Origin of the sequence: Desulfohalovibrio reitneri, from assembly GCF_000711295.1 — a bacterium.
Taxonomy (GTDB): Bacteria; Desulfobacterota; Desulfovibrionia; order Desulfovibrionales; family Desulfovibrionaceae; genus Desulfohalovibrio; species Desulfohalovibrio reitneri.
Genome location: NZ_JOMJ01000003.1, coordinates 401,726 through 417,052, shown reverse-complemented (window position 1 = coordinate 417,052; position 15,327 = coordinate 401,726). Strand labels below are relative to the sequence as shown.

Annotated in this window: 11 protein-coding genes and 5 tRNA genes; all 16 read right to left on the bottom strand. The window is 63.6% G+C overall.

The window, feature by feature from the left end; all coding sequences use genetic code 11:
• Positions 1-308: 308 nt before the first annotated feature.
• The 16 genes from rpoC to lpxC all read right to left on the bottom strand — a co-directional run bounded on the left by rpoC (position 309) and on the right by lpxC (position 15,282).
• The gene (gene rpoC, locus N911_RS0102325) at positions 309-4,466 is read right to left on the bottom strand and encodes a DNA-directed RNA polymerase subunit beta' (RefSeq protein ID WP_029893967.1); all 4,158 of its coding nucleotides are present in this window, start codon (positions 4,464-4,466) and stop codon (positions 309-311) included.
• A gap of 85 nt (positions 4,467-4,551) precedes the next feature.
• The gene (gene rpoB, locus N911_RS0102320) at positions 4,552-8,751 is read right to left on the bottom strand and encodes a DNA-directed RNA polymerase subunit beta (protein WP_051693860.1); all 4,200 of its coding nucleotides are present in this window, start codon (positions 8,749-8,751) and stop codon (positions 4,552-4,554) included.
• Positions 8,752-8,977: 226 nt separating this feature from the next.
• A complete protein-coding gene (rplL, locus tag N911_RS0102315) occupies positions 8,978-9,367 on the bottom strand; it encodes a 50S ribosomal protein L7/L12 (RefSeq protein WP_029893963.1) in 390 nt (129 codons plus the stop codon).
• A 33-nt stretch (positions 9,368-9,400) separates the two neighbouring features.
• Positions 9,401-9,940 (bottom strand): 50S ribosomal protein L10, encoded by a 540-nt coding sequence (gene rplJ, locus N911_RS0102310; RefSeq protein WP_029893961.1) that lies wholly within the window; start codon positions 9,938-9,940, stop codon positions 9,401-9,403.
• Positions 9,941-10,106: 166 nt separating this feature from the next.
• Positions 10,107-10,814, bottom strand: a complete 708-nt coding sequence (gene rplA, locus N911_RS0102305; protein WP_029893959.1) for a 50S ribosomal protein L1 — start codon at positions 10,812-10,814, stop codon at positions 10,107-10,109.
• Positions 10,815-10,828: 14 nt separating this feature from the next.
• Positions 10,829-11,251: a 50S ribosomal protein L11 gene (gene rplK, locus N911_RS0102300; protein WP_029893957.1), complete on the bottom strand. Its 423-nt coding sequence runs from the start codon at positions 11,249-11,251 to the stop codon at positions 10,829-10,831.
• A gap of 24 nt (positions 11,252-11,275) precedes the next feature.
• Positions 11,276-11,839, bottom strand: coding sequence for a transcription termination/antitermination protein NusG (gene nusG, locus N911_RS0102295; RefSeq protein WP_029893955.1), 564 nt, complete (start codon positions 11,837-11,839; stop codon positions 11,276-11,278).
• 11 nt (positions 11,840-11,850) lie between these two features.
• Positions 11,851-12,150 carry a preprotein translocase subunit SecE gene (gene secE, locus N911_RS17320; protein ID WP_029893953.1) on the bottom strand — a complete coding sequence of 100 codons (300 nt, stop codon included), beginning with the start codon at positions 12,148-12,150 and terminating at the stop codon, positions 11,851-11,853.
• A gap of 23 nt (positions 12,151-12,173) precedes the next feature.
• A tRNA-Trp gene (locus tag N911_RS0102285) sits at positions 12,174-12,250 on the bottom strand.
• Positions 12,251-12,315: 65 nt separating this feature from the next.
• A complete protein-coding gene (rpmG, locus tag N911_RS0102280) occupies positions 12,316-12,465 on the bottom strand; it encodes a 50S ribosomal protein L33 (RefSeq protein ID WP_029893951.1) in 150 nt (49 codons plus the stop codon).
• A 3-nt stretch (positions 12,466-12,468) separates the two neighbouring features.
• Positions 12,469-13,662, bottom strand: a complete 1,194-nt coding sequence (gene tuf, locus N911_RS0102275) for an elongation factor Tu (protein WP_029893949.1) — start codon at positions 13,660-13,662, stop codon at positions 12,469-12,471.
• A gap of 50 nt (positions 13,663-13,712) precedes the next feature.
• Positions 13,713-13,788: transfer RNA gene (locus tag N911_RS0102270), tRNA-Thr, on the bottom strand.
• Between the two features lie 41 nt (positions 13,789-13,829).
• A tRNA-Gly gene (locus N911_RS0102265) sits at positions 13,830-13,906 on the bottom strand.
• A gap of 55 nt (positions 13,907-13,961) precedes the next feature.
• Positions 13,962-14,047: transfer RNA gene (locus N911_RS0102260), tRNA-Tyr, on the bottom strand.
• An 18-nt stretch (positions 14,048-14,065) separates the two neighbouring features.
• Positions 14,066-14,141 (bottom strand) — tRNA-Thr (locus N911_RS0102255).
• Between the two features lie 217 nt (positions 14,142-14,358).
• Positions 14,359-15,282, bottom strand: coding sequence for a UDP-3-O-acyl-N-acetylglucosamine deacetylase (gene lpxC / locus N911_RS0102250; RefSeq protein WP_029893947.1), 924 nt, complete (start codon positions 15,280-15,282; stop codon positions 14,359-14,361).
• Between the last annotated feature and the right edge of the window lie 45 nt (positions 15,283-15,327).

Here is a 15,327-nt window from a genome sequence, read left to right as displayed (position 1 = left end):
AGCTTCCCGGGGGACCATCCGTGAGGTGATGGCCGGAAGGTGTGCCGCCCGGCGCCAGGCGCCCCGGACGGGTTGACTTCCACCCGCCAATCGGCGGGAGCAAGCGGTTTAATTGATGCACGCGAAGCCGATCCCGCAAGACATGTCTTTCGTGGCCTTGCGAGGCCGGCTTGGGGTACATCCCCGCCTGACGAACCAGCGACCTATATACCAATCCACCCCGGGCTGGCAACCCCTTTCGCCAAAAAAATCGGGACCGCCCCCAGTAAAGGAGGCGGCCCCGGGTGGATTTTTCCGTGCGGCGGTGGCTACTCGCCGCCGTACATGGGCTGTTCGCTTTCCAGTTCCTCCAGGAACTTGTCCGGGCGCTCCGGCTGCTCGGGAACCTCGATGCCGCAGTCCATGTAGCGGCGGTAGCCCGTGCCGGCCGGGATAAGGCGGCCCACAATGACGTTCTCCTTGAGGCCGCGGAGGTGGTCTTCCTTGCCCGCAAGGGAGGCCTCGGTAAGCACCTTGGTGGTCTCCTGGAAGGAGGCGGCCGAGATGAAGGAATCGGTGGTCAGGGAGGCCTGGGTGATGCCCAGCACCAGCGGCTCCGCCACGGCGGGTTTGAGCCCCTCGCCTGTGCAGCGGTTGTTCTCGTGCATGAAGCGCATCTTGTCCACCTGTTCGCCCACCAGGAAGTTGGTATCCCCGGGGTCGGTGATGCTGACCTTCTTCAGCATCTGCCGCACGATGGTTTCGATGTGCTTGTCGTTGATGGCAACGCCCTGGAACCGGTAGACATCCTGGATCTCCTCCACAAGGTAGCGGGCCAGGTGCTTCTCGCCCTTGATCTTGAGAATGTCGTGCAGCTCGGGGTAGCCCTCGGTGAGCAGCTCGCCCGCCTCCACGAAGTCGCCCTCGGTGACGGTGATGTGCTTGCCCTTGGGGATGAGGTATTCCTTGGCCTCGCCGATCTCCGGGGTGACGATGATCTTGCGCTTGCCCTTGGTCTCCGGCCCCCAGTTGACGGTGCCGTCGATCTCCGAGACCACGCCCAGGTCCTTGGGCTTCCGCACCTCGAAGAGCTCCGCGACGCGGGGCAGACCGCCGACGATGTCCTTGGTCTTGGAGGACTCGCGCGGCTTGCGCGCGATGGTCTCGCCCGCCTTCACCGAATCGCCGTCCTGGATCATCAGGATGGCGCCCACGGGCAGCTGGAATTGGGCCAGGGTCTCGCCGCCGGGGCGTTTCTTGACCTTGCCCTTCTCGTCCACAATGGAGATGGTCGGCTTGAGGTTGGTGGAGCGGTACTCCATGATCGTCCGGGTGGAGCGGCGGGTCGTCTCGTCCACCTTCTCCTGGTAGGTCTTGCCCTCCAGGATGTCGGAGAAACGCACCTCGCCCTCGACGTCGGTGACGAAAGGCTCGTTGAAGGGGTCCCATTCGGCGATCAGATCGCCCTTCTTCACTTCCTGCTCGGGACTGACGTAGAGCTTGGCGCCGGAGGGCAGGATGTACTTCTCCCGCTCGCGGCCCTGCTCGTCCACCACGCCCACCTGGCCGGACTTGTTGAGCACCATCCAGGCGCCCTCCTCGCTTTCCACCGTCTTGACGCGGTGCAGCGCCACGCGGCCGGTGTGCCCCGCCTGGATGGAGGAGCGCTCGATCTCGCGGGAGGCCGTGCCGCCGATGTGGAAGGTGCGCATGGTCAGCTGGGTGCCGGGCTCGCCGATGGATTGGGCGGCGATGATGCCCACGGTCTCGCCCACGTTGACCAGCCTGCCCCGGGCCAGGTCGCGGCCGTAGCAGGAGGCGCAGACGCCCTGCTCGGAAACGCAGGTCAGAACCGAGCGAATGGTCAAGGAGCTGATGCCCTTGTCGTCGATGATCTGGGCATAGTGCTCGTCGATCATGGTGTTCTCGGGAATAAGGACCTCGCCGGTCTCCTCGTCCAACACCGGGAACATGGTCAGCCGCCCCAGCACGCGCTCGGAGAGCTTCTGCTCGATGGAGCCGGACTTGACCAGGTGGGTCAGCTCGATGCCGTCGACCGTGCCGCAGTCGCGCTCGGAAACGACCACGTCCTGCACCACGTCCACCAGGCGGCGGGTCAGGTAGCCGGAGTTGGCCGTCTTCAGGGCCGTGTCGGCCAGACCCTTCCGCGCGCCGTGGGTGGAGATAAAGTACTGCAGAACCGACAGCCCCTCGCGGAAGGAGGAGGTGATCGGCGTCTCGATGATCTCGCCGGAGGGCTTGGCCATGAGGCCGCGCATGCCGGCCAACTGACGCATCTGGTCCTGGTTGCCCCGGGATCCGGAGTTGATCATCATGAAGATGGGGTTGAAGCTCATGTCCTTGCGCTCTTCCCCGGTCTTCTCGTTGGTGCGCACGTCCCAGGAGATGCGGCTCATCATGGCCTTGGCCACGTCCTGGGTGCACTTGGTCCAGACGTCCACCACCTTGTTGTACTTCTCGGTGCGGGTGATGATGCCGTCCTGGTACTGGCTCTGGATGTCCTCCACCTCTGTGGAGGCGTCGTCCAGATAGGTGGCCTTTTCCTCGGGAATCTCAAGGTCCTTCACGCCGATGGTCACGCCGGCGCGGGTGGCGTACTCGTAGCCCATGTCCTTGAGCTTGTCGCAGAGGATGACCGTGGCCTTGGTGCCGGCATAGCGGTAGGCCTCGGAGACGAGGTTGCCGATGGACTTCTTCTTGAGGACGGTGTTGACCTTCTCGAAGGGCACGCCGTCGGGCAGGATCTCGGAGACCAGCACCCGGCCCGGAGTGGTGTCGTGGATCTGGCCGTCGATGCGCACCTTGACCCGGGCGTGCAGGGTGACGTGGCCCGCGTCCAGGGCCGCCTGCACCTCGAAGGGGTTGGCGAAGGTCATTCCCTCGCCCTTTTCGAAGGAACGCTCCACGGTCAGGTAGTACAGGCCCAGGACGATGTCCTGGGTGGGCACGATGATGGGCTGGCCGTTTGAGGGCGACAGAATGTTGTTGGTGGACATCATCAGCACCCGGCACTCGATCTGCGCCTCCACGGAGAGGGGCACGTGCACGGCCATCTGGTCGCCGTCGAAGTCGGCGTTGTAGGCCGAGCAGACCAGCGGGTGCAGGCGGATGGCCTTGCCCTCGACCAGGATGGGCTCGAAGGCCTGGATGCCAAGCCGGTGAAGCGTCGGGGCGCGGTTGAGGAGGATGGGGTACTCGCGCACCACCTCTTCAAGGATGTCCCAGACCACCAGTTCCTCGCGCTCCACCATTTTCTTGGCGCTCTTGATGGTGGTGGCCAGCTCCCGCTCCTCCAGCTTGGAATAGATGAAGGGCTTGAACAGCTCCAGGGCCATCTTCTTGGGCAGGCCGCACTGGTGCAGCTTGAGGTTGGGGCCGACCACGATGACCGAGCGGCCGGAGTAGTCCACGCGCTTGCCCAGGAGGTTCTGGCGGAAACGGCCCTGCTTGCCCTTGATCATGTCGGACAGGGACTTCAGCGGGCGGCCGTTGGTGCCGGTGATGGCCCGTCCGCGGCGGCCGTTGTCGAACAGGGCGTCCACGGACTCCTGCAGCATCCGCTTTTCGTTGCGGATGATGATGTCCGGCGCGCCCAGCTCCAGCAGCCGCTTGAGGCGGTTGTTGCGGTTGATGACGCGGCGGTAGAGATCGTTGAGGTCGGAGGTGGCGAAGCGGCCGCCGTCCAGGGGCACCAGAGGGCGCAACTCGGGCGGGATGACCGGGATGACCTCCTGGATCATCCACTCGGGCCGGTTGCCGGACTCAAGGAACGCCTCGACAATCTTCAGCCGCTTGGTAAGCTTCTTTTTCTTGGTCTGCGACTTTGTGGTGGAGCTTTCCTCGCGAAGCTGGGTGCGCAGGGTCTCCAGGTCCAGCTCCTCGATGATCTCGCTCACGGCCTCGGCGCCCATGCCCACGCGGATGGCGTCCTCGCCATAGTGGTCGATGACCTGGAAATACTGGTCCTCGGAAATGACCTGGTGCCGCTTCAGGTTGGTGTCCTTCGGATCCATGATCATGAAGGAGTCGAAGTAGAGCACTTTCTCCAGATCGGACATAGTCATGTCCAGCAGGGTGCCGATCTTGGAAGGCAGGGTCTTGAGGAACCAGATGTGGGCCACGGGGGCGGCGAGTTCGATGTGGCCCATGCGCTCGCGGCGAACCTTGGAGGCGATGACCTCCACGCCGCACTTCTCGCAGACGATGCCGCGATGCTTCATGCGCTTGTATTTGCCGCAATTGCATTCGTAGTCCTTCACGGGACCGAATATCTTGGCGCAGAACAGCCCGTCTCGCTCGGGCTTGAAGGTGCGGTAATTGATGGTTTCCGGCTTCTTGACCTCGCCGTAGGACCACTCCCGGATCTTTTCGGGAGCGGCCAGGGAGATCTTGATGGCCTTCACGCCACGCGCCGACGCGTTGGTCGAGGCGGTGGGGCGGAAGGAGAAGAGGTCGTCCAAGGTCATCGTTCGGCCCTCTCAGGTCTTGAGGTGGAAAGTATGTCATCGCGGCCCGGGGGGTTCCCCGGGCCGCGTCGCGGTCTCTCGGGAGCTACTCCTCGGAGGTCTCGGACTTGGCGGCGCTGTCCTCGCCGAAGACCTGCTCGGCGGCCTCGCGGGCGCTGAGCTCCTTTTGCGGTTTTCTCGGCCCATGACGTTCGTGGCCGCCTCCCTTGCCCTCTTCGGGGATGAGGGAGACGTCCAGGCCCAGGGACATGAGCTCCTTGACCAGCACGTTGAAGGACTCGGGCAGCCCGGCTTCCAGGAAGTTGTCGCCCTTGACGATGCGCTCGTACATCTTCACGCGCCCGCCCACGTCGTCCGACTTGACGGTCAGGAACTCCTGCAGCAGGTGCGAGGCGCCATAGGCCTCCAAGGCCCAGACCTCCATCTCGCCCAGCCGCTGGCCGCCGAACTGCGCCTTGCCGCCCAGCGGCTGCTGGGTGACCAGGGAGTAGGGGCCGGTGGAGCGGGCGTGAATCTTCTCGTCCACCAGGTGGTGCAGCTTGAGCATGTACATCACGCCCACCGTCACGCGGGAGTGGAATGGGTCGCCGGTGCGGCCGTCGTACAGCGTGGACTTGCCGTCCGTGGGCAGATTGGCGCGGTCCAGCCAGGACCAGATTTCCTCTTCGGAAGCGCCGTCAAAGACAGGCGTCTTGGCCACGATGCCGCCGGAAACGGCCTTGACCGCGTCCACCAGATCGTCGTCGTCCATACCGTCCACCAGCTCGGCGATCTCCCGGGAGCCGAGGACGTCCTTGACGTCGTCGCGCAGGGCCTTCATGTGGGCACCCTCCTCGAGCATCTTGTTGAGCTGCGCGCCCAGTTCGCGCGCCGCCCAGCCCAGGTGGGTCTCCATGATCTGCCCGATGTTCATGCGCGAGGGCACGCCCAGGGGGTTGAGCACGATGTCGATGGGGGTGCCGTCGGCGAAGTAGGGCATGTCCTCGATGGGCAGGATGTTGGACACGACGCCCTTGTTGCCGTGGCGGCCGGCCATCTTGTCGCCCACCGCCAACTTGCGCTTCACCGCGATGTAGACCTTGACCATCTTGATGACGCCCGGGGGCAGGTCGTCGCCCTCGGTCACTTTCTCGCGCTTCTTCTCGTAGACGTTCCTGATGAACTTGACCTGGCGGTCGTATTCGTCAAGTAGCTCGCGCACGGCCTCGTTGGCCTCCTTGGAAGCGAACATGCCGGCAAGCTTCTTCACCGGGACCGAATCAAGAATCTCCCGGCTCAGCGGAGTGTTGGCCTCGGCCAGGACCTCGCCCTTGCGGGTTCCCATGAGGGTTTGTCCGATGCGGCGCTTGCCGCAGACGTCCCAGATGCGGTCGCGGGTGGACAGGACCAAGCCGTGCAGATGCTGCTCCTCCTTGCGGTCCAACTGGGCCAGCTCGTGGTCCTCGATCTCGCGGGTGCGGTCGTCCTTCTCGCCGGAACGGCGGTTGAAGACCTTGACGTCGATGACCGTGCCCTCGATTCCCGGCGGAACCTTCAGGGAGGTGTTTTTCACGTCGCGCGCCTTGTCGCCGAAGATGGCCCGCAGGAGTTTCTCTTCCGGGGTGAGCTGGGTCTCGCCCTTGGGGGTGATCTTGCCCACCAGGATGTCGTCCGGGCCGATCTTGGCGCCGATGCGGATGATGCCTGAACCGTCCAGGTTGCGCAGCATTTCCTCGCCGACGTTGGGGATGTCGCGGGTTATCTCTTCGGGTCCGAGCTTGGTGTCGCGGGCGACCAGCTCGAACTCCTCGATGTGCATGGAGGTGAACACGTCCTCGCGCACAGTGCGCTCGGAGATGAGGATGGAGTCCTCGTAGTTGTAGCCACACCAGGGCATGAAGGCCACCAGCAGGTTCTTGCCCAGGGCCAACTCTCCGTTCTCGATGCCGGGACCGTCGGCCAGCACGTCGCCCTTGTCCACTTCCTGGCCGAGCTGCACACGCGGTTTCTGGCCGAAGCAGGAGTTCTGGTTGGATTTGTGGAACTTCTGCAGGTCGTAAGCGCGCACACCGCCGGTCTCGGGGAAGACGTCGCCCTCGTAGGCCACGACCACCCGGTCGGCGTCCACGGAGCTGACCACGCCCTTGGCCTCGGCCAGAATGCAGGCCCCGGAGTCGCGGGCGACCACACCTTCCATGCCGGTGCCCACGATGGGCTGCTCCGTGCGCAGCAGGGGCACGGCCTGGCGCTGCATGTTGGACCCCATGAGCGCGCGGTTGGCGTCGTCATGCTCCAGGAAGGGAACCAGCGCCGCGGAGATGGAGACGATCTGCGAGGGGGCGATGTCCTTGAGTGTGACCTCCTCGGCGGGGATCATCTGCACGTCGCCGTGCATGCGGGCCGTGACCAACGGGTTGACGAAGGTGTTGTCCTCGTTCACCGGCGCGTTGGCCTGGGCGATGACCTCCTCGGCCTCGCGGGAGGCGTCGAGGTAGACAACCTCTTCTGTGACCTTCTTGTCCTTGACCACCAGATAGGGGGTCTCGATAAAGCCGTAGTCGTTAACCCGGGAGTAGGTGGTCAAGGAGACGATAAGCCCGATATTCGGGCCTTCCGGCGTCTCAATGGGGCAGATGCGGCCGTAGTGCGAGGTGTGCACGTCGCGTACCTCGAAGCCGGCCCGCTCGCGGGTCAGGCCGCCGGGGCCAAGGGCCGAGAGGCGGCGCTTGTGCGTGACCTCGGAGAGCGCGTTGGTCTGGTCCATGAACTGCGACAGCTGGGAGGTTCCGAAGAACTCCTTGAGGACCGCGGCCACCGGCTTGGGGTTGATGAGGTCGTGCGGCATGAGCGTGGCCACTTCCTGCAGGCTCATGCGCTCCTTGATGGCCCGCTCCATGCGCACCAAGCCGATGCGGTACTGGTTTTCCACCAACTCGCCCACGGGGCGCACACGGCGGTTGCCCAGGTGGTCGATGTCGTCGGCGGGGCCGTGAGTGTCCTTGAGCTTGTTCAGGACCTTGATGGCCTCCAGGATGTCCTCGTTGGACAGAGTGCGGAGGTCGGCGGGCTGATCCAGGCCGAGCCGGGAGTTGAGCTTGTAGCGCCCCACCGGGGAGAGGTCGTAGTAGTCCGCGTTGCGGAAGAGGTTCTCGAAGAACGAGGAGGCGATCTCCGGGGTCGGCGGGCTGGACGGACGCAGGCGGCGATAGATCTCGATCTGGGCCGTTTCCTGGTCGTTGGTCTTGTCCTGCATCAGCGTGTCGCGGATGGAGGGCGAGACATCGGTGCCCTTGGTGTGTAGCATGGGCAGACGCTGGATGCCGGCGTCGCGCAGGGCGTCGAGGATGTCCTGGGTGATCTCGGCGCCGGCCTCGGCCAGCACTTCGCCGGTTTTTTCGTCCACCATCTCCTTGGACAGATAGAGACCGTAGACGGACTCAGGCTCCACCTCGAACCGCTCCACACCGTTCTCGCCCATGAGCCGCCAGGCTTTCTTGGTGATGGGCTTGCCCGCGGCGGTGAGCACGTCGCCCTTGGGCGTGGTGATGTCGGTGTAGGCGCTCTCCTTGCGGTAGAAGCGCTTGTCGAACTCGCGGTAGACACGCTCGCCGTCGATCTGGAAGTACTCGGTGTCGTAGAAGTAATCCAGGATATCCGCGCCGGTCATGCCCATGGCTTTGAACAGGATGGTGGCGGGCATCTTCCGGCGGCGGTCGATGCGGACGTAAAGGATGTCCTTATGGTCGTAGTCGAAGTCCAGCCAGGAGCCACGCATTGGTATGATGCGGCAGGAATAGAGGACCTTGCGCGAGGAGTGGGTCTTGCCCTGGTCGTGCTCGAAAATGATGCCGGGGGAGCGCTGCAGCTGGTTTACGATGACGCGCTCGGTACCGTTGATGATGAAGGTGCCCTGCTCGCTCATCAAGGGGACGGTGCCAAAATAGATGTCCTGTTCCTTGATGTCGCGGATGGTCCGGTTCTCGGTCTCCTCATCCACGTCAAAGACCACCAGCCGCACCTTGATGCGGATGGGCGCCTCGTAGGTCAGGCCCTTGGCCATGCATTCGGGAATGTCGTACTTGGGCTCGCCGATCTCGTAGCTGACGTATTCGAGACTGGCCGTGCGGTTGAAATCCTCGATGGGGAAGACCGATCGGAAAACGCCCTCGAGCCCCTTCTCCTGCCTGCTGGCGGGGGGCACGTCCATCTGGAGGAAATCCTGATAGGAGTCCACCTGCAGATTGAGCAGATTGGGGATCGCGAGGGTGTTCTTGATCTTGCCGAACTTCTTGATGAGCTGACCCATGGTTTCCTCGTCACGGATTGGCTTGCGGCGTTAGGGGCCCGCCTCCGGCCGGTCACGCCTCTAGGCGTTGTTCCGGGCGGCGGCGGTTCTGGAACCCGGGGCCACGTCCGCCACGCGGGGCCCGGGTGTGGCGGTGGGACCGCCGGAAAAATGAACGGGCGAAAGGGCGCAAAACTCCCTGGGAAGTCCTGCGCCCTTCGCGCCCGAAGGCAGAGCGGCCTGACCGCTACTTGATCTCGATTTCAGCGCCAGCTTCTTCAAGCTGCTTCTTGGCCTCCTCGGCCTCGTCTTTGGAAACGCCTTCCTTGAGGGGCTGGGGAGCCTCGTCCACCTTGGCCTTGGCTTCCTTGAGGCCCAGCCCGGTGAGGGCGCGGACGACCTTGATGACCGCGATCTTGTTGCCGCCGGGGGACTTGAGCACGACGTCGAACTCGGTCTGCTCTTCCTCTTCGGCTCCGCCTTCGGCGCCGCCGGCGGCGGGGGCGGCCGCAGCGGCCACGGGGGCGGCGGCGGACACGCCAAACTTGTCCTCGAGCTCCTTGATGAGCTCGGCCAGTTCCAACACGGTCATGTTGGAGATGAAATCGATGACTTGCTCTTTGGTAACATCAGCCATGGGAATGTTCCTCCACTGGTTTGGTCAGGAAGTCTAGGCCGCCTCGGCGCCCTCGTCCTTTTGGTCCTTGATGGCCGTAAGAACGTTGAGCATGCCGCGGGGCACGTTGGCCAGAAGGCCCACGAAGCTCTGAGGCACCGCGTTCATGGTGCCCAGGAGCTTGCTGAGAAGCTCCTCGCGGGACGGCAGTTTGGAGAGATCCTTGACCGCCTCTTCCTCCAGGAGCTTGCCCTGCAGGCTGGCGAATTTCAGCGCCAGCTTGCTCTTGGGAAACTCCTTCTGGAAGGAGGTAAAGACCTTGGCCGCCACCACCGGGTCGTCGTACCCGAAGGCGATGGCGTTGTTCTCCGTGAGCCGCTCACCCACGATTTCGTGGTCGCTTTCGGCCAGGGCGATGCGGGCCAGGGTGTTCTTGACCACCTGGAAGGAGACACCGTTTTCGCGGCACTTGACGCGAAGGCCGGTCATCTCCTCAACCGACATGCCCTTGAAATCGGCCACGACGGCGATGGACGCGCTCTGCGCAGCACCCTTGAGGCTGGCGATGACTTCCGCTTTTTCAGCCCTGTTCACAACCAACTCCTCACACGATTTGCCGGCTGAGAGTGGAGCCAAACCGTGAACCTCGGCGGGAAATTAAGGGCCTTCGGCCCGCCCGCTGTCTATGGCTCACAATCCCATGCCGATCCATTTCGCCCGGGTCGCGGTCAGGGGACGTCCCTGGCCGCTCCCGCGCGATCTATCCCTCTACGAACTTGCGGACGCTGCCGGGGTCGATCTTGAACCCGGGGCCCATGGTGGTGCTGACGGCCACAGCCTTAAGGTAGGTGCCCTTGGCGGTGGCCGGCTTGAGACGGATAACCGTATCAACCAGCGTACGCATGTTGTCGAGAATCTTGTCCGGGCCGAAGGAGACCTTGCCCAGCGGAGCATGGAGCACGCCGGCCTTGTCGACCTTGAACTCCACCTTGCCCGCCTTGAGCTCCTTGACGGCCGAGGCGACATCGAAAGTGACGGTGCCCGTCTTGGCGTTGGGCATCAGGCCGCGAGGGCCAAGAATGCGGCCGATCTTGCCAACCTGGGCCATCATGTCCGGGGTGGCGATGGCCTTGTCGAACTCCAGCCAGCCGCCCTGGACCTGCTCGACCAGGTCCTCGGCGCCGACTACGTCGGCACCGGCTTCCTTGGCCTCGCCCTGCTTCTCGCCCTTGCAGAAGACGGCCACGCGGACGTCCTTGCCAAGGCCGTGCGGCAGCGAGCAGGCGCCGCGGACCATCTGGTCGGAATACTTGGGTTGCACGCCCAGGTTCAGGGCGATGTCAACGTTCTCGTCGAACTTGGCGAACGCCTTCTCGATGGCCTGGCGGACGGCGTCCTCGACCCCGAGCCGCTCATTGGGATCGATGCCCTCGTTGGCCTGGCGATATTTCTTTCCGTGCTTCGGCATGGCCGTATTTCCCCTTACTTGACTTCGATGCCCATGCTGCGGGCGGTGCCCAAGACGCTTTTGACCGCGGCGTCCATGTCGGCGGCCGTGAGATCGGGCATCTTGGTCTTGGCGATATCTTCCACCTGGTCCATGCTCACCGAACCAACCTTGGTCCGGTTGGGCTCGCCGGAGCCGGACTCGATCCCCGCGGCCTTCTTCAACAGGATTGCCGCGGGCGGGGTCTTGGTGATGAAGTCGAAGGAACGGTCTCCGTAGACCGTGATGATGACCGGAATGATCATCCCCTTCTGGTCCTGCGTCTTGGCGTTGAACGCCTTGCAGAACTCCATGATGTTCACGCCGTGCTGGCCCAGGGCCGGACCCACCGGCGGAGAGGGGTTGGCCGATCCGGCGGGAATCTGAAGCTTAATCTTGCCGATGACTTTCTTGGCCATGACTGTATCCTCGTGCGGTGTGCGCTAGCTCTTGCTGACCTGGACGAAATCCAGCTCGACGGGGGTCTGGCGCCCGAAAATGGACACCGAGACGCGCAGCTTGCCCTTGTCGTAATTGACTTCCTCCACCGTGCCGTTGAAGCCGGAGAAGGGACCATCGATGACCCGAACCTCGTCTCCCCGCTCGAAATGGAACTTGGGACGGGGCTGCTCCTGGCGCTGCTCCATCATGGCCAAAATCTTCTCGGCCTCGGAGTCGCGCATGGGCGTGGGGCGCATTTTGCCGCCCACGAACCCGGTCACGCGGGGGATGTTCTGCACCAAGTGCCAGGAGTGGTCGGTAAGCGCCATCTGCACCATGACGTAGCCCGGATAGAACTTGCGGGTGGAGGTTTTCTTCTCCCCCTTGACCAACTCAATGACCTTCTCGGTGGGCACCACGACCTGCTTGATCTGGCCGTAGTCCTGACCGGTCCGCATCATCTCCTTGATGGTCTGTTCAACGCGCTGCTCAAACCCGGAATAGGTGTGCACGATGTACCAGCGCGCCTTGGGCTCTTGCTGCCCGGAATCCTGCGACTGCGCCATGATGAACTACCTTACGAGAGAATGGCCTGGACAATCTTGGACAGAACCACATCCGCCAGCCCCAGGAACAGGGCCATGACGAACGTCAGAACGAGCACGGCCACGGAGGTGGCCACGGTCTCCTTGCGCGCGGGCCAAGTGACCTTCTTCAGCTCGATCTTGGCCTTCTCAAGAAAATCGCGAAACTGCCTGACCTTGGCGGCCGGCCCCGCCTGCTCCGCGGCCTGGGTCTTGGCTTGGCCCTTGGTCTGCCCCTTGGTCTGACCCTTGGCCTGGCCCTTGCCCTTGCCGTTTTTGTTCTCTTTGGCCATTTCTCGCGCCTGGTGAAAAAGTGTGGCAGGCCAGGAGGGACTCGAACCCCCAACACCTGGATTTGGAGTCCAGTGCTCTGCCAATTCGAGCTACTGGCCTGCGTCTCCCCTCCCTTGCGGGAGGGAGAATCGGACCGCGGCTGGACGCCGCGGTCCGCTCGACACCTACTTGGTTTCCCGGTGCGCCGTGTGCTTCCGGTCCCAGGGGCAGTACTTCTGCAACTCAAGCCGCCCCGTGGTGTTCTTCTTATTCTTGACCGTGGAGTAGTTGCGGCGCTTGCATTCGGTGCACTGCAACTGGATGATGACGCGCATTCGCTACTCCTCGATCTCGGAGACCACGCCGGCGCCCACGGTGCGGCCGCCCTCGCGGATGGCGAAGCGCAGGCCGGGCTCCATGGCGATGGGCGCGATCAGCTCCACCAGGAAGGTGGCGTTGTCGCCGGGCATGACCATTTCCACGCCCTCTTCCAGCGTCACCACGCCGGTGACGTCGGTGGTGCGGAAGTAGAACTGCGGACGGTAGCCCGAGAAGAACGGCGTGTGGCGGCCGCCCTCTTCCTTGTTCAGGACGTACACCTCGGCCTTGAACTTCTTGTGCGGCGTGATCGTCTTGGGACGGGCCAGCACCTGGCCGCGCTCCACGTCCTCGCGCTTCACGCCGCGAAGCAGCACGCCCACGTTGTCGCCCGCCTGGCCCTGGTCGAGAATCTTGCGGAACATCTCGACGCCGGTGCAGGTGGTCTTCATCGTGTCCTTCATGCCCACGATCTCGATCTCCTCGCCCACCTTGATCACGCCGCGCTCGACGCGGCCGGTGACCACGGTGCCGCGGCCGGAGATGGAGAAGACGTCCTCGATGGGCATCAGGAAAGGCTTGTCGATGTCGCGCTGCGGCTCGGGAATGAAGTCGTCGCAGGCTTCCATCAACTCGATGATGGGCTTGCAGTCGTCGGACTCCGGATCGTCGCTCTCCAGCGCCTTCAGCGCGGAGCCGCGCACAACCGGGGTGTCGTCGCCAGGGAACTCGTAGCCGGTCAGCAGCTCGCGGACTTCCAGCTCCACCAGCTCCAGCAGCTCCTCGTCATCCACCATGTCGCACTTGTTCAGGAAAACGACGACGGCGGGGACGCCGACCTGGCGGGCGAGCAGGATGTGCTCGCGGGTCTGCGGCATGGGGCCGTCGGTGGCGGCCACGACCAGGATGCAGCCGTCCATCTGGGCGGCGCCAGTGATCATATTCTTGATGTAGTCGGCGTGCCCGGGGCAGTCCACGTGGGCGTAGTGACGGTTGGGCGTCTCGTACTCCACGTGCGCCGTGGCGATGGTGATGCCGCGCTCTTTCTCTTCCGGGGCCTTGTCGATCTGGTCGAAGGCCACGAATTCGGACCAGCCCTTGGCGGCCAGGGTCTTAGTGATGGCCGCGGTCAGCGTGGTCTTGCCGTGGTCGATGTGCCCGACGGTGCCGATGTTTACGTGCGGCTTATTGCGCTCGAACTTCGCCTTGCCCATGGTGCGTCCCCTTGGTCTTGCGGTGAAGGGTTACGTTTACTTGAAAAATCTGGAGCCCACGACCGGATTTGAACCGGTGACCTCATCCTTACCAAGGATGTGCTCTACCTCCTGAGCTACGTGGGCCGATACGCGGCAGGGCCGTCGCGACAACTGCTGGAACGCGGTGGAGCGGGAAACGGGACTCGAACCCGCAACCCTCAGCTTGGAAGGCTGATGCTCTAGCCAATTGAGCTATTCCCGCCGACGCGCCGTAGTCGCTGCGACAGCTTCTGCCTCCTACAGCCTGCGTCAAAAAATGGTGGAGGGGGGAGGATTTGAACCTCCGAAGGCATACGCCGACAGATTTACAGTCTGTTCCCTTTGGCCACTCGGGAACCCCTCCATGAGAAAGATCTGCATCTGGAGCTGGCGATGGGACTCGAACCCGCAACCTGCTGATTACAAATCAGCTGCTCTGCCAATTGAGCTACGCCAGCCCGCGCAAGAGAGAGCTTGTTACATTCGACTGTTCGTCGTGTCAAGCCCTGGCGCGGTGCCGACGGCCTCCGCCAGTCCATCGGTCCCTGCGACCGGAAACAGGCCCAATACGCACTGACAGACAAAAACGCAAGCCCAAATTTTCATCGCCGGCAAAAAAATCGCGGCCCTCCCCTCGGGAAGGGCCGCGGAAAATTCCCATTCGTTTTCGGAAGCCTAGGCCACCGCGGGCTGCCCCACAGGCTCGGCGCCGGGCACGTACCCTTCACGCGTCTCCGTGGGCCTGCTGAGCGTGACCTCTCGCAGGTACTCCCCGGAGTTGTCCACCAGGTAGCGCAGAAACTCGTTGTTCAGACCGTGCCCGGAGGCGAAAACTTGGAAGTGCCCCCACAGGGGAAGCTCGGCCACGGCCATGTCGCCCGCGAAGTCCAGCACCTTGTGACGCACGAACTCGTCCTTGAAGCGCAGGCCGTCCTCGTTGATGACGTTATACTCGTCCAGGACCACGGCGTTCTCCAGGGAGCCGCCCAGGGCCAGGCCGTTGGAGCGCAAAAATTCCACCTCGCGCAGGAAGCCGAAGGTGCGCGCCTTGGCCAGCTTGCGGGAGAAAGACTCCGGGGTCAGGTCGATGGAGAACCGTTGGTCGCCGATGCGGGGGTGATCGAAGGAAATTGTGTAGTCCACCCGGAATCCCTGGTAGGGCTTGGCCCTGATCCACTTGTCCTCACGCTCGAAATCCAGCTCGCGGGTCAGGGCCAGGACGCGCTTGGGAGCCGACTGCACCTGGGTGCCGGCCATGCGGAGTAGATAGACGAACGGCGCGGCGCTGCCGTCCATGATGGGCAATTCTCCGCCTTCGGCCTCCACACGGATGTTATCCACGCCCATGCCGCGCACAGCCGCCATGAGGTGCTCCACGGTGGAGAGGGAATCCTTGCCCCGGGTCAGGGTCGTGGCCAGGCGGGTTGACTGCACCGCCTTGGGGTCCGGCTTGAGAAAACGGGTGCCCTCGCCGTCGCGAAGACAGAAGAGGATTCCCGTGTCCTCGGGAGCCGGCCGCAAGGACAGGGAAACCTTGCGGCCACTGTGCAGTCCGATGCCGGAACAGGATATGGCTTTACGAATTGTCTTTTGGAACATGCGTCCTCCGCCAGCCACCGGAGCAAAAACCATGCCTCATGTCAA

Coding starts and splice junctions, on each gene's coding strand:
- nusG (WP_029893955.1), bottom strand. CDS start 11,839: ATGGCGCAGTCGCAGGATTCCGGGCAGCAAGAGCCCAAGGCGCGCTGG.
- rplK (WP_029893957.1), bottom strand. CDS start 11,251: ATGGCCAAGAAAGTCATCGGCAAGATTAAGCTTCAGATTCCCGCCGGA.
- rpoB (WP_051693860.1), bottom strand. CDS start 8,751: ATGGGTCAGCTCATCAAGAAGTTCGGCAAGATCAAGAACACCCTCGCG.
- lpxC (WP_029893947.1), bottom strand. CDS start 15,282: ATGTTCCAAAAGACAATTCGTAAAGCCATATCCTGTTCCGGCATCGGA.
- rpmG (WP_029893951.1), bottom strand. CDS start 12,465: ATGCGCGTCATCATCCAGTTGCAGTGCACCGAATGCAAGCGCCGCAAC.
- secE (WP_029893953.1), bottom strand. CDS start 12,150: ATGGCCAAAGAGAACAAAAACGGCAAGGGCAAGGGCCAGGCCAAGGGT.
- tuf (WP_029893949.1), bottom strand. CDS start 13,662: ATGGGCAAGGCGAAGTTCGAGCGCAATAAGCCGCACGTAAACATCGGC.
- rplA (WP_029893959.1), bottom strand. CDS start 10,814: ATGCCGAAGCACGGAAAGAAATATCGCCAGGCCAACGAGGGCATCGAT.
- rpoC (WP_029893967.1), bottom strand. CDS start 4,466: ATGACCTTGGACGACCTCTTCTCCTTCCGCCCCACCGCCTCGACCAAC.
- rplL (WP_029893963.1), bottom strand. CDS start 9,367: ATGGCTGATGTTACCAAAGAGCAAGTCATCGATTTCATCTCCAACATG.